Origin of the sequence: Pandoraea sp. (assembly GCF_004297875.1) — a bacterium.
Classification (GTDB): Bacteria; Pseudomonadota; Gammaproteobacteria; order Burkholderiales; family Burkholderiaceae; genus Pandoraea.
In genome coordinates this window covers 76,438-89,595 of record NZ_SCSK01000010.1, presented here as the reverse complement: position 1 = coordinate 89,595, position 13,158 = coordinate 76,438, and the positions used below count along the sequence as shown (strand labels likewise).

Sequence of the window (13,158 nt, the reverse complement as noted above, 5' to 3'; positions counted from 1 at the left end):
GGGTTCGAGAAGTAGGGCGTTTGGAAAACATCATCGGGTATTATATGGCAAGACGTTTTCACCCCCACATCATGACCGCACTTCCTGCAACCGCAACCCCCGATCCGCTCGCGAAAGCCCACGCCGAAGCACGGCAGGCCGCTCTCGAGCACTGGCTGGCCGGGGTCGAGGCGTCTTTCGCGCTTGACCTCGCCACCATCGCGCCAGCCTCCGCCGACGCGAGTTTTCGTCGTTACTTCCGGGTCTGCAGCGCCTCACCCGCACATCCGACCCTGATCGTCATGGATGCGCCGCCGCCCCAGGAGGATTGCCGGCCGTTCGTACACGTGAGCGGGCTGTTGCACGAGGCCGGCCTGAACGCCCCCAGGATACTGGCGCAAGACCTGGCGCAAGGCTTCCTGCTCCTGAGCGATCTGGGGCGGGCCACCTACCTGGACGTGCTCGACCAGGATAATGCCACGCGGTTGTATCGTGCGGCCTTCGACGCGCTGATCGCCTGGCAGCTTGCCAGCCGGCCGGGTCAGCTGCCGCCATACGATAACGCGCTGCTGCAGCGCGAACTGGATCTGTTTCCGACCTGGTACATCGAGCGCCATCTGGATATGGCTTTGTCGCCATCGCAACAGGAAGTACTGGCCAAAACTGGCGCTTTGCTGATCGACAGCGCACTGGCGCAGCCGCAGGTCTATGTGCACCGGGACTACATGCCGCGCAACCTGATGGTGAGTGAACCGAACCCAGGCATCCTCGACTTCCAGGATGCCGTATACGGCCCGCTGACCTACGATGTCGTCTCGCTGCTGCGCGACGCCTTCATCAGCTGGGACGAGGAACTGCAACTCGATTGGCTGATTTACTATTGGGAAAACGCCAAACGCGCAGGTTTGCCGGTGCGGCAGGATTTCGGCGAGTTCTACCAGGAATGCGAATGGATGGGCCTGCAGCGTCATCTCAAGGTGCTGGGCATTTTCGCGCGCATCCAATACCGCGACGGCAAGCCCCGTTATCTGGCCGACACGCCGCGCTTCATGCAGTATGCCCACAAGGTGGCCGCGCGCTACAAACCACTGCATCCGCTCGCGCGACTGCTCGATGCGCTGGACGGCAAGAGTGCGGCGGTTGGCTATACGTTCTGACCGATGAAAGCGATGATTTTCGCAGCCGGGCGGGGCGATCGCATGCGCCCGCTCACCGACACCACGCCCAAGCCGTTGCTGTGCGCAGGTGGCAAACCGCTGATTGTCTGGCAGATCGAGCAATTGGCCGCTGCCGGGTTCGTTCGTATCGTGATCAATCACGCATGGCTCGGCCAGCAGATCGAGGATGTGCTGGGCGACGGTCGGCGCTTTGGCGTCCAAATCGACTATTCGCCGGAGGGCGAGGCACTCGAGACAGCCGGCGGCATCGCCCATGCGCGCGATCTGCTGACTGGCGATGGCAATATATTTCTTGCCGTCAGCGGCGACATCCACACCGATTATGATTATGCGGGCCTGCGCCGGCACGCCGAGCGCCTCGGCAGGTGCGCCGAACCCGGCATGCACCTGGTGATGGTGCCCAACCCGCCGTTTCATCCCGACGGTGACTTTGCGCTGTGCGACGGGCGCCTGTCGCTCGACCCCGCCCTGGCGTCGCAGCGACTGACCTTCGGCAACATCGGGCTGTATGACTTGCGCCTGTTCGACGCAATGGCGCCGGGCGCACGCCAGGCGATGACGCCGTTCTACCGTGCCAGCATTGCCGCCGGCACGGCCAGCGGCGAATGCTGGCATGGCGCCTGGGACAATATCGGTACGCCCGCGCAACTGGCCGCGCTCGACCGGCGCCTGAGCGCGGCCGGCAACGCATCGCCACCAGCGCTAGAATTGCCCTGAGCAGCAGCGCATCCCCTTTACGCACGCCAATCCAACGGACCTCTCATGGACGCCCTTCGATACCGGCAACGCCGCGAACAGATTTTCGACTACATGACGCGCCTGGGCGGCGGAATCGCCATCCTCCCGACAGCCCCGGAGGTCACCCGCAATCGCGACAGCGACTTCCCCTACCGGCACGACAGCTATTTTTACTACCTGAGCGGTTTTGGCGAACCCGAGTCGGTGCTGGTGCTCGATAGCCGCAATCGCACCGCGACGCTGTTCTGCCGGCCCAAAAACGAAGAGCGGGAAATTTGGGACGGCTTCCGCTACGGGCCCGACGCCGCGCGCGAGACCTTCGGCTTCGACACCGCCCATGCCATCGATACGCTCGACGAGCGCATCGCCGCCATGCTCGCGGATGCGCCGGCACTCTTTTATCCGCTCGGTGTTTCTGCCCGCTTCGACCGACAGGTGCGCCATTGGCTTGCCGCCGTGCGCGCCCAGGCCCGTGCCGGGGTCAGCGCCCCGTCCGCCGCGCACGACCTGTGCGCCGCGCTCGACGAAATGCGGCTGGTCAAGGATGCCGACGAACTGGCCATCATGCGCCGTGCCGGACAAATTTCCGCGCAGGCTCACGTGCGCGCGATGCAAGCCTGCCGACCAGGCATGCGCGAATATCAGCTTGAGGCCGAGCTGCTGTACGAATTCCGTCGGCACGGTTCACAGTCCCCCGCCTACACATCGATTGTCGCGACCGGCGCAAACGCGTGCGTGTTGCACTACCGCGCGGGCGATACCGAATGCCGCGACGGCGATCTGTGCCTGATCGACGCGGCCTGCGAACTCGACGGCTATGCGTCCGACATTACCCGGACCTTCCCCGTCAACGGCCGTTTCAGCGCGCCGCAGCGCGAACTCTACGATCTGGTGCTGGCCGCCCAGCAGGCCGCCATCGACGCCACGCGCGCGGGAGTCAGCTTCAACGATCCGCACGACGCCGCGGTGCGCGTGCTGACCCAGGGCATGCTCGACACCGGACTGCTGCCTCGCGACAAGCACGGCACGCTCGACGACGCGATCGCCAGCAAGGCCTACACGCGCTTTTACATGCACCGCACCGGCCATTGGATCGGCATGGACGTGCACGACTGCGGCGACTACCGGGAGCCTGCAAGCGCCGGTCAGGCCGGCAGCGAGCGGCCCTCGCGAATCCTCAGGGCCAACATGGCACTGACGGTCGAACCGGGCATCTACGTGCGGCCCGGGCCCGACGTGCCGGAGCGCTACTGGCACATCGGCATTCGCATCGAAGACGATGCGGTGGTCACCCCATCGGGCTGCGAACTGCTCACCCGCGACGTGCCCGTCAAGGCGGACGACATCGAGGCATTGATGCGGCAATGACACAGCCAGGCACGACTCACGCGCAACCCGGCACGTTCGATCTGGCGATCGTCGGCGCAGGCCCGGTCGGCGCCGCGCTGGCGCTGATGCTGGCGCAGCGCGCGCCCGCGCTGCGCATTGCGCTGATCGATGCGCGCCGGCCGCCGCTGCTGCAGTACGATGCCGATCCGCGGGCACTGGCCCTCTCGCACGGTAGCCGCCTGTCGCTCGAGCGGCTGGGCGCATGGCCGTCCGGCCCGCGGGAAACGACACCAATACAGCACATTCATGTATCGCAGCGTCGTCACTTCGGCCGCGTCGTGATCGACCATCGCGAGCACGGCGTGCCGGCATTGGGATACGTGGTGCGCTACGGCACCGTCATGCGCGCGCTGGACGCGCGGCTTGACGTATTACCGACCGAGACCTTCTCGCACCTGCGGCAAACGCGCGCCACGGCGCATCGGCAGGACAACGACGCCGTCACGCTCACGCTCGAGCAAGATGCCGGGACGACTACCTTGCGCGCCGCCCTGGCGATCAATGCCGAGGGCGGGCTTTTCTCGACCCAGCAGCAAAAGCCGCGCACACGGGACTACCGGCAAAGTGCGCTGGTGGCCTTCGTCACCTGTGATCGGCCGCTGCCATCCTGGGCCTGGGAGCGCTTTACCGCCGAGGGACCGCTCGCGTTGCTGCCGCTTGAAAACGGCTACTCGCTAGTCTGGTGCTGCCCGCCGGCGCTGGCCGAGCAGCGCCTGCAGTTGCCCGACGACGCCTTCCTGACGGCCCTGAACGACGCCTTCGGCACGCGCATGGGCCGCTTTACCAGCGTCAGCGGACGGGCGGTTTTTCCGCTCGGATTGAACGCCCTGCCACACCTGGTCGACGGCCGCATTGCCGCGATCGGTAACGCGGCGCAAACGCTGCACCCGGTGGCCGGACAAGGACTGAACCTCGGCTTGCGCGACGCCTTTGCGCTGACCGAGGCGATTTGCCGCACCTCGCCACCCGACGTGAGTCCGGCGGCATTGTCGCGCTTCGCGCGGCAGCGCGCCATCGACCGGCAACTGACGATTGGCCTGACCGATCTGCTGCCCCGGCTGTTTTCGAACGATGCCACTCCACTGGCGACCTTGCGCGGCCTGGCGCTGGCGGGGCTGGAACTTGTCCCGCCGCTCAAGACCGCCTTTGCGCGCCAGATGATGTTCGGCCAGCGTCGCTAGCCGCCCATACCGGACCGAGCGCGGCGGGTATCGCAAGCGGCCGGGTCGAGCTCGGTCAGGGTCCGCCGTCATTTTTCGTGCCAGGTAAAACCGTACATATCCCGCCAATTTGCCGGACGGGGGGTGTTTTTCGCAGTAAAATACAAACTTTTTCCCGGCTTTCTTCGCAACGTGCGCATCGGCTCCCACGAACTCCGCAACAACTTGTTCGTCGCCCCCATGGCGGGGGTGACGGATCGCCCTTTTCGTCAGTTGTGCAAGCGCCTGGGGGCGGGTTATGCCGTGTCCGAGATGGTCGCGTCGAACGCGCAATTGTGGAAAAGCGAAAAGACCCAGCGGCGCGCCAACCATGAAGGCGAGGTGGCGCCGATCGCCGTGCAGATCGCCGGCGCCGACCCGTCGATGCTGGCCGAGGCCGCGCGCTACAACGTCGATCGCGGCGCACAGATCATCGACATCAACATGGGGTGCCCGGCCAAGAAGGTCTGCAACGTGTATGCGGGCTCGGCGCTGCTGCAAAACGAGGAACTGGTCACGCGCATTCTCGAAGCGGTGGTCGGCGCGGTCGGTTGTGGGCCGAACGCCGTGCCGGTGACGCTGAAAATCCGTACCGGCTGGGACCGCGCGCACAGGAATGCGCTCAACATTGCGCATATCGCCGAAGCCAGCGGCATCAGCATGCTCACCGTGCATGGCCGCACGCGCGCCGATCTGTACCACGGCGAGGCCGAATATGAGACGATCGCCGCGGTCAAGGCCGCCGTGCGCATCCCGGTGGTCGCCAATGGCGATGTCGACTCGCCCGCCAAGGCCAGGCACGTGCTGAGCGTCACCGGCGCCGACGCGATCATGATCGGCCGGGCCGCGCAGGGTCGTCCCTGGCTTTTCCGCGAAATAGCTCATTACCTGGAAACCGGCGAGACCGGTCCGGCGCCGCGCGTCGATGAAATCCAGCAGATCATGAACGAGCACCTGCTCGATCATTACGCGTTTTATGGCGAATTCACCGGCGTGCGCACCGCACGCAAGCACATCGCCTGGTACACGCGCGGGCTGCCGGGCGCGAATCTGTTCCGGCATCACATGAACACGCTCGACTCGAGCCAGGAGCAGCTCGCCGCCGTCAACGAATTTTTCGAACAACAGAAGATGTACTCGGAGCATCTCTGTTACGAACAAGAATCTCCGAGGGAGCTTTTAGCCGCATGAGCAAACACAATATCGAACAATGTGTGCGCGACAGTCTGGATTCGTATTTCCGCGATCTCGACGGCGCACATCCGCACGGGGTGTATGAGATGGTGGTCTCGGTGGTCGAGAAGCCGCTGCTGGAATTCGTGCTGCACAAAGCCGACGGCAACCAGTCGCTGGCAGCCGAGTACCTGGGCATCAATCGCAACACGCTGCGCAAGAAGCTGCAACAGCACGGCTTGTTGTAATCCCGTTATCCCGTCTCCTCCATTCCCGCCATGATCAAGCAAGCCCTCATTTCCGTTTCCGATAAATCCGGCATTGTCGAATTTGCCAAGTCGCTTGCCGCGCTCGGCGTGTCGATCCTGTCCACCGGCGGCACCGCCAAACTGCTGTCCGAGGCTGGCCTCGCAGTCACCGAGGTGGCGGACTACACCGGCTTCCCGGAAATGCTCGACGGCCGCGTCAAGACCCTGCATCCGAAGGTGCACGGTGGCATTCTTGCGCGCCGCGACCTGCCCGAGCACATGGCGGCGCTGGCGCAGCACGGCATTCCGACCATCGATCTGCTGGTGGTCAATCTGTACCCGTTCCAGCAGACCATCGCGAAACAGGAATGCTCGCTCGAGGAAGCGATCGAGAACATCGATATCGGCGGCCCCACCATGCTGCGCTCGGCCGCCAAGAACCACCGCGACGTCACCGTGCTGGTCGATCCGGCCGATTACGCCGCCGTGCTCGACGAGATGCGCGCGGCCGGCAATACCGTCAGCTACGCCACCAATTTCCGCCTGGCGACCAAGGTATTCGCCCACACTGCGCAATACGACGGGGCGATTACGAATTACCTCACGAGCCTGGGCGAAGATCTGCAGCACACCCAGCGCCAAACCTACCCGGCCACCCTCAACCTGCATTACAGCAAGGTGCAGGATCTGCGTTACGGCGAGAATCCGCACCAAAGCGCGGCCTTCTATCGCGACTTGGCGGCACCGGCCGGCGCGCTGGCGAACTACCGGCAATTGCAGGGCAAGGAACTGTCGTACAACAACATTGCCGACTCGGACGCCGCCTGGGAATGCGTCAAGACCTTCGATCTGCCCGCCTGCGTGATCGTCAAGCATGCGAATCCGTGCGGCGTGGCGGTCGGTGCCAACGCAACCGAGGCCTACGGCAAGGCGCTGCAGACCGATCCCACCTCGGCCTTTGGCGGCATCATTGCCTTCAATGGCGAAGTCGACGAAGCGACGGCCCAGGCCGTCACTCAGCAGTTCGTCGAAGTGGTGCTCGCGCCGGCCTTCAGCGAGGCGGCGCGGCAGGTATTCGCCGCCAAGCAGAATGTGCGTTTGCTGGAAGTCCCGCTCGGCAGCGGCGCCAATTCGTTTGATTTCAAACGCGTCGGCGGCGGCTTGCTGGTGCAATCGCCCGACGCCAAGAATGTGCAGCCCCATGAATTGCGTGTGGTCACCAAGCGCCATCCGACGCCCAAGGAAATGGAGGATCTGCTGTTTGCCTGGCGCGTGGCCAAATTCGTCAAGTCGAACGCGATCGTGTTCTGCGGCAATGGTATGACGCTGGGGGTCGGCGCCGGTCAGATGAGCCGCGTGGATTCAGCCCGCATCGCCAGCATCAAGGCGCAGAATGCCGGACTGTCGCTGGCCGGGTCGGCGGTCGCATCCGATGCGTTCTTCCCGTTCCGTGATGGCCTGGACGTCGTGGTCGACGCGGGCGCGACGTGCGTGATCCAGCCCGGCGGCTCGATGCGCGATGACATCGTCATCGCTGCGGCCGACGAGCGCAATGTCGCGATGATCGTCACCGGCACACGGCACTTCCGTCACTGAACGCGGGGGTGCAATCATGCAAAAGGCCGCACGATGTGCGGCCTTTTGCGTTTCGGCATCTCGCTCGTGCATCGGCAGATGAGCCGGAGCCGGCTTTGCCTATTCGCGAACCTGCCCGCTGCCCAGCACGATGTATTTCAGACTGGTCAAGCCTTCCAGTCCGACCGGACCGCGCGCATGCAGTTTGTCGTTCGAGATGCCAATTTCCGCGCCCAGCCCATATTCGAAGCCGTCCGCAAAACGCGTGCTGGCATTGACCATCACACTGGCCGAATCGACTTCGCGCAAGAATCGCATCGCAGCCGGGTAATTCTCGGTGACGATGGCATCTGTGTGGGCCGAGCCGTGCGTGTTGATGTGTTCTATCGCTTCGTCGAGTCCGGCGACGATCTTGAGCGCCAGGACCGGCGCCAGATACTCCGTTTCCCAGTCCTCGTCGGTTGCGCTGACCAGCGCGCCGATGCCGGCTGCCTCGAGGACCGCCCGCGAGGCGGCGCAGCAGCGCAATTCGACCTGCTTGGCCTGGAAAGCGCGCGCCATTTCCGGCAGGAAGCGCGGTGCCACGCTGGCCGCCACCAGCAGGGTTTCCATCGTATTGCAGGTGCCGTACCGGTGTGTTTTGGCGTTATCGCAAATCACCCGCGCCTTGGCCAGGTCGGCCAGATCGTCGACATACACATGGCAGATGCCATCCAGGTGCTTGATCATCGGCACGCGCGCCTCGTCGATCAGGCGGGCAATCAGGCTCTTGCCGCCGCGCGGCACGATGACGTCGACGTATTCGGTCATGGTCACCAGCGCACCGACCGCGGCGCGGTCGGTGGTGCCGACCACCTGCACGGCGTCAGCCGGCAGGCCGGCCTCGGCGAGCCCTTGCTGTATCAATGCGGCCAGCGCGGTATTGCTTTCGATGGCCTCCGATCCGCCCCGCAAAATGGTGGCATTGCCCGACTTCAGGCATAGTGCAGCCGCATCGATCGTCACGTTCGGGCGCGACTCATAAATGATGCCGATCACGCCCAGCGGCACACGCATTTGTCCGACCTGGATGCCGGTGGGACGAAATTTCAGGTTGGAGATCTCTCCGATCGGATCGGCCAGCGCAGCGATCTGGCGCAGGCCTTCGATCATGGTGGCGATGGCCTTGTCGGATAACGTCAGGCGATCGATAAACGCCGGGTCCTGGCCATTGGCCTGGGCGCGCGCCACATCCCGGGCGTTGGCCGCCTGCAGCGCCGCCTTGTCGCGGGCGATGCCGGCGGCGACCGCCAGCAGCGCGGCGTTTTTGGTCGCGGTCGAGGCCCTCGCCATTTCGCGCGATGCCCCGCGCGCGCGGCGCCCGATGTCCTGCATATAGTGTTGGATATCCATCATGCCTCCTGCGGCAAATCCTCGCATCTGTCAGTGCTTGCGCGCCGGCGATATCTTCATGGCCAGTTGCAGCAAGCCGTCCCATGGGTCGCCCGGCAGGCCCGCGACACGCAGCCCCTTGACTTGGCGATCGAGCCGCGCGGCCAACATCAGCGCCGCCTCGAGTTCGGCCTCGCTCACGCGCTTGAGCGCCTGCTCCATGAGGCGCTCGCGCGGCCCCCACACGCGATGCTCGCGCAGCAGCGCGGCCATCGGCTTGCCGGCAGCCAAGCCGCGGCGCATTTTGGCCAGCGTGCGAATCTCCTCGGTCAGCGCCCACAGCACCAGTGGCGCAGCCTCGCCCTCCCCGCGCAAACCGTCGAGCATGCGCACCAGTCGTGGCACGTCGCCAGCGAGCAAAGCCTCGTTGAGCTTGAATACGTCGTAACGGGCGACGTTGAGCACGACATCCTGGATCTGTTCGAAACTCAGAACCCCTGCCGGATAGAGCAGGCCGAGCTTGAGAATCTCCTGATGCGCCGCCAGCAGGTTACCCTCGACACGGTCGGCCATGAACTGCAGCGCGCGCTTGCCGCTCTCGCCGTTCTCGACTCGCTGTCCCTGCAGGCTCAACCGCTGTCCGATCCAATCGGGCAAGCGATGCCGCTCGACCGCGTCGACGCGAACCGCCGCCCCATGCTGTTCCAGGGCACCGAACCACGCGGATTTCTGGGTTGCAGCATCGAGCCTGGGGAGCGTCACGATGGTCAGCAGCTCGTCGGAGCGCAGCGCCGCATGCCGGGATAGCGCCTCGGCGCCATCCTTGCCGGGCTTGCCGGTCGGGATGCGCATTTCCAGCACTTTGCGCTCCCCGAACAAAGACATGGACTGCCCGGCAGCGCCCAACACCCCCCAATCGAAGCCGCGCTCGCAGGTCAGCACTTCGCGCTCGGCATAGCCGGCAGCGCGCGCCGCCGCGCGAATGCGATCGACAGCCTCCTGTACCAGCAGCGCCTCGTCGCCATAGACGGTGTAAAGCGGCAACAGCGATTTACCGAGTTGGGCCTCGAGGGAGTCCGCGCGCAGTTGCATGATGTCAGCGCGATTTGACGGCTTCGAGCCGACGGATGATCTGCTCGACCGTGTCCTTGATCATGTCGTTTTGCAACAGCACCGATTCGGAAGCGAATGCCTGCGCCAACGAGACGTTGTACGGCAGGCTGCGCGACAGGCTGATACGGGTCGGTGGAATCAGTACTTTGCCGTGCGCGTCGACCAGTTGAAAGGTCGTCACCGTCGTGAGATCGTATTCACCTGGCTGCCCTTGCGGGTTGATGCCGATCGGCGTGCTGCCGGTGGCAATATTCAGGACCTGAAGCTGGACATCGGCCTGCGCCGGGCTGTCCACCACGGTCGCATTGCTGCCATAGCGAATGTAGCGCTTGAGCCCAACCGCCATCTGCTGGTTGGGCGCCTGGATATAGATGGTGCTGAACGGAAACTCACTTGTGCCGCGCAACTGGAAGCCGCAAGCGCCAAGCAGCAGCGTCAATGCCATCACGAAGAATCCACGACGCCTCATCCTCGACTCCTTGCTTGGCAATCCGTCATCACATCACCAGGTTGACCAGTCGGCCTGGCACAACGATGATTTTTTTGGGCGTCCCACCGGGCGCGAATTTCGCGGTCATTTCGTGCGCCAGCGCGGCTCGTTCGATCACCTCGCGCGGCGCATCCTTGGCGACCGTCACGCTGCCACGCACCTTGCCGTTGATCTGCAGTACCAGTTCGATTTCGCTTTGCACCAGCGCTGCCTCGTCGACCTTCGGCCAGGCGGCGTCGAGCAGGTCTGCCTGCTGGGCGGCGTAGCCGAGCTGCTGCCAGAGCACATGGGTGATATGCGGCACGACCGGGTACAGCACGCGTAGCAGAATCCCATAGCACTCGCGCACTGCGGCCGATCCGGCAGCGCCCTTGTCCGCTTCGATCGCGTTGAGCATTTTCATCGCGGCCGAAACCACGGTGTTGTATTGGACACGCTGATAATCGTAATCGGCCTGTTTGAGCACGCTGTGAATCTCGCGGCGCAGATTCTGGGCCGCCTGCGGATCCGACGGCGCCGTCTGCGCGCCAAGCAGCTCGGCGTGCGTGTGCCCGAACGCCCATAGCCGCCGCAGGAAGCGGCTGGCACCCTCGACGCCTGAGCCGGACCATTCGAGCTGTTGCTCGGGCGGCGCCGCGAACATGGTGAACAGTCGCGCCGTATCGGCGCCGTGCAGGTCAATCAGCGCCTGCGGATCGACGCCATTGTTCTTCGACTTGGACATCTTCTCGATGCCGCCCAGCACGACCTCTTGTCCGTCGCTCTTCAGGGTCGCGCCCTGCGGCCGGCCCTTGTCGTCGAACTGCACCTGGACGTCGGCCGGGTTGTACCACGCTTTCTTGCCCTGGGCGTCTTCGCGGTAGAACGTCTCGTTGAGCACCATGCCCTGCGTCAGCAGATTCTGAGCGGGCTCGGAGAAGCGCACCAGCCCGAGATCGCGCATCGCCTTGGTCCAGAAGCGCGAGTACAGCAGGTGCAGGATCGCGTGTTCGATGCCGCCGATGTACTGATCCATCGGCATCCAGTAATCGGTGCGCGCATCGACCATGGTGTCGGCGTCGGGGCAGGCGTATCGCGAGAAATACCAGGACGAGTCGACGAAGGTGTCCATCGTGTCCGTCTCGCGGCGCGCGGGCTTGCCGCAGCTCGGGCATTGACAGGCAAGAAATGCCTGCGATTTTGCCAGCGGATTGCCGGTGCCGTCCGGCACCAGGTCTTCCGGCAACACGACCGGCAGATCCTTTTCGGGGACCGGCACCGCACCGCAATCGTCGCAATGAATGATGGGAATCGGCGTGCCCCAGTACCGCTGCCGGGAAATTCCCCAGTCGCGCAGCCGATAGGTCACTTGCTTGTCACCCACGCCGATCGCCTTGAGATCGGCGGCGATGGCGTCGACCGCCGCCCCATAGGCCAGCCCGTCGTATTTGCCGCTGTGCACGCAAGTGCAGTTTTCCTTGTCGGCGTACCAGTCCTGCCATGCTTGATCAGAGAACGTTTGGCCAGAGACGGCGACGACCTGCTTGATGGGCAATCCGTATTTTCGGGCGAACGCGAAATCACGCTCGTCGTGCGCCGGCACGCCCATCACTGCGCCTTCGCCGTAGCTCATCAACACATAATTGCCGATCCAGACTTCCACGGCCTCGCCGCTGAGCGGATGCTTGACGAAAAAGCCGGTGGGCACGCCCTTCTTTTCCATGGTGGCGACATCGGCTTCGGCCACGCCGCCGCGCTTGCACTCGTCGATAAACGACTGCAGTTGCGGATTGTCCCGCGCGAGCCGGGTCGCCAGTGGGTGCTCGGCCGCAATGGCGCAGAAGGTCACGCCCATGACGGTGTCGGCCCGCGTGGTGAACACGCGCAGCAGTTTTTGTTCGCCGTCGAGCTCGTAGGGAAACCCGAAGTTCACGCCGAAGCTTTTGCCGATCCAGTTCTGCTGCATCACCTTGACGCGCTCGGGCCATCCCAGCGCATCGAGGTCGCCCAGCAGCTCGTCGGCGTATTGCGTGATCCGCATGTAATACATCGGAATTTCACGCTTCTGGACCAGTGCGCCGGAGCGCCAGCCGCGCCCGTCGATCACCTGCTCGTTGGCCAGTACGGTTTGATCGACCGGGTCCCAGTTCACGGTGCCGGTCTTCAGGTAGACGATGCCTTTTTCCAGCAGCTTGAGAAACAGCCACTGGTTCCATTTGTAGTACTCGGGCTTGCAGGTCGCCACCTCGCGCGACCAGTCGATCGCCAATCCCATCGCCTGCATCTGCTTCTTCATATAGGCGATGTTGTCGTAGGTCCAGCGAGCCGGCGGCACGCCGTTGGCCATCGCCGCGTTCTCGGCCGGCATGCCGAAGGCATCCCATCCCATCGGCATCAGCACGTTGTAGCCGTTCATCCGCAAATAGCGATACATCACATCGTTGATGGTGTAATTGCGGACATGCCCCATATGCAATTTGCCGGACGGATAAGGCAGCATCGAGACGCAATAGAATTTCTTCTTGTCCTGGCGCTCGGTGGTCTTATAGGCGTCGATCGCCTGCCAATGCGCCTGGGCTGCGGACTCGACGTCGGCTGGAACGTATTTTTCTTGCATCATGGATCGGGTCGGATCTGGCAAATCGGATCGGAGTGAATCGCTGCTTCGCCACACTGTGCGGTGCGGCGAGCGAACGTCGATTTCCGGGGAAAGCGAAGATTATAAC

The 13,158-nt window shown here is 64.0% G+C and carries 11 protein-coding genes; 7 read left to right on the top strand and 4 right to left on the bottom strand.

Annotated elements, in window-relative coordinates:
• The first annotated feature begins 71 nt into the window (after nucleotides 1–71).
• From EPN80_RS05050 to purH, 7 genes are all read left to right on the top strand, one after another.
• Complete coding sequence (locus EPN80_RS05050; RefSeq protein ID WP_293024459.1) at nucleotides 72–1,136, top strand: phosphotransferase; 1,065 nt, start codon at nucleotides 72–74, stop codon at nucleotides 1,134–1,136.
• A 3-nt stretch (nucleotides 1,137–1,139) separates the two neighbouring features.
• Complete coding sequence (gene murU / locus EPN80_RS05045; RefSeq protein ID WP_293024458.1) at nucleotides 1,140–1,874, top strand: N-acetylmuramate alpha-1-phosphate uridylyltransferase MurU; 735 nt, start codon at nucleotides 1,140–1,142, stop codon at nucleotides 1,872–1,874.
• Nucleotides 1,875–1,919: 45 nt separating this feature from the next.
• Entirely contained in the window at nucleotides 1,920–3,263 is a 1,344-nt protein-coding gene (locus EPN80_RS05040) for an aminopeptidase P N-terminal domain-containing protein (protein WP_293024457.1), read from the top strand.
• On the top strand, nucleotides 3,260–4,465 hold the full coding sequence (locus EPN80_RS05035) for a UbiH/UbiF/VisC/COQ6 family ubiquinone biosynthesis hydroxylase (RefSeq protein WP_293024455.1): 1,206 nt from the start codon (nucleotides 3,260–3,262) through the stop codon (nucleotides 4,463–4,465). Before EPN80_RS05040 ends, EPN80_RS05035 begins: the two co-directional genes overlap by 4 nt.
• A gap of 171 nt (nucleotides 4,466–4,636) precedes the next feature.
• Nucleotides 4,637–5,674, top strand: a complete 1,038-nt coding sequence (gene dusB, locus EPN80_RS05030) for a tRNA dihydrouridine synthase DusB (RefSeq protein ID WP_293024519.1) — start codon at nucleotides 4,637–4,639, stop codon at nucleotides 5,672–5,674.
• A complete protein-coding gene (locus EPN80_RS05025) occupies nucleotides 5,671–5,904 on the top strand; it encodes a Fis family transcriptional regulator (RefSeq protein WP_047214979.1) in 234 nt (77 codons plus the stop codon). The genes dusB and EPN80_RS05025 overlap by 4 nt, the downstream gene beginning before the upstream one ends.
• A 30-nt stretch (nucleotides 5,905–5,934) precedes the next feature.
• Nucleotides 5,935–7,500, top strand: a complete 1,566-nt coding sequence (purH, locus tag EPN80_RS05020) for a bifunctional phosphoribosylaminoimidazolecarboxamide formyltransferase/IMP cyclohydrolase (protein ID WP_293024452.1) — start codon at nucleotides 5,935–5,937, stop codon at nucleotides 7,498–7,500.
• 99 nt (nucleotides 7,501–7,599) lie between these two features.
• Here the strand turns inward: purH and EPN80_RS05015 are convergent, their stop codons facing one another.
• From EPN80_RS05015 to leuS, 4 genes are read right to left on the bottom strand one after another with little or no spacing between them, the layout of a single operon-like run.
• Entirely contained in the window at nucleotides 7,600–8,871 is a 1,272-nt protein-coding gene (locus EPN80_RS05015; protein ID WP_293024517.1) for a glutamate-5-semialdehyde dehydrogenase, read from the bottom strand.
• Nucleotides 8,872–8,901: 30 nt separating this feature from the next.
• Nucleotides 8,902–9,942, bottom strand: coding sequence for a DNA polymerase III subunit delta (gene holA, locus EPN80_RS05010; protein WP_293024450.1), 1,041 nt, complete (start codon nucleotides 9,940–9,942; stop codon nucleotides 8,902–8,904).
• 4 nt (nucleotides 9,943–9,946) lie between these two features.
• On the bottom strand, nucleotides 9,947–10,432 hold the full coding sequence (lptE, locus tag EPN80_RS05005) for an LPS assembly lipoprotein LptE (RefSeq protein ID WP_293024448.1): 486 nt from the start codon (nucleotides 10,430–10,432) through the stop codon (nucleotides 9,947–9,949).
• 28 nt (nucleotides 10,433–10,460) lie between these two features.
• Entirely contained in the window at nucleotides 10,461–13,049 is a 2,589-nt protein-coding gene (gene leuS / locus EPN80_RS05000; protein WP_293024515.1) for a leucine--tRNA ligase, read from the bottom strand.
• Nucleotides 13,050–13,158: the final 109 nt, after the last annotated feature.

Bases quoted from the DNA above. Each gene is read 5' to 3' on its own strand.
- EPN80_RS05035 (WP_293024455.1), top strand. From the start codon at position 3,260: ATGACACAGCCAGGCACGACTCACGCGCAACCCGGCACGTTCGATCTG.
- leuS (WP_293024515.1), bottom strand. From the start codon at position 13,049: ATGCAAGAAAAATACGTTCCAGCCGACGTCGAGTCCGCAGCCCAGGCG.
- EPN80_RS05025 (WP_047214979.1), top strand. From the start codon at position 5,671: ATGAGCAAACACAATATCGAACAATGTGTGCGCGACAGTCTGGATTCG.
- EPN80_RS05050 (WP_293024459.1), top strand. From the start codon at position 72: ATGACCGCACTTCCTGCAACCGCAACCCCCGATCCGCTCGCGAAAGCC.
- murU (WP_293024458.1), top strand. From the start codon at position 1,140: ATGAAAGCGATGATTTTCGCAGCCGGGCGGGGCGATCGCATGCGCCCG.
- EPN80_RS05015 (WP_293024517.1), bottom strand. From the start codon at position 8,871: ATGGATATCCAACACTATATGCAGGACATCGGGCGCCGCGCGCGCGGG.
- EPN80_RS05040 (WP_293024457.1), top strand. From the start codon at position 1,920: ATGGACGCCCTTCGATACCGGCAACGCCGCGAACAGATTTTCGACTAC.
- lptE (WP_293024448.1), bottom strand. From the start codon at position 10,432: ATGAGGCGTCGTGGATTCTTCGTGATGGCATTGACGCTGCTGCTTGGC.
- holA (WP_293024450.1), bottom strand. From the start codon at position 9,942: ATGCAACTGCGCGCGGACTCCCTCGAGGCCCAACTCGGTAAATCGCTG.
- purH (WP_293024452.1), top strand. From the start codon at position 5,935: ATGATCAAGCAAGCCCTCATTTCCGTTTCCGATAAATCCGGCATTGTC.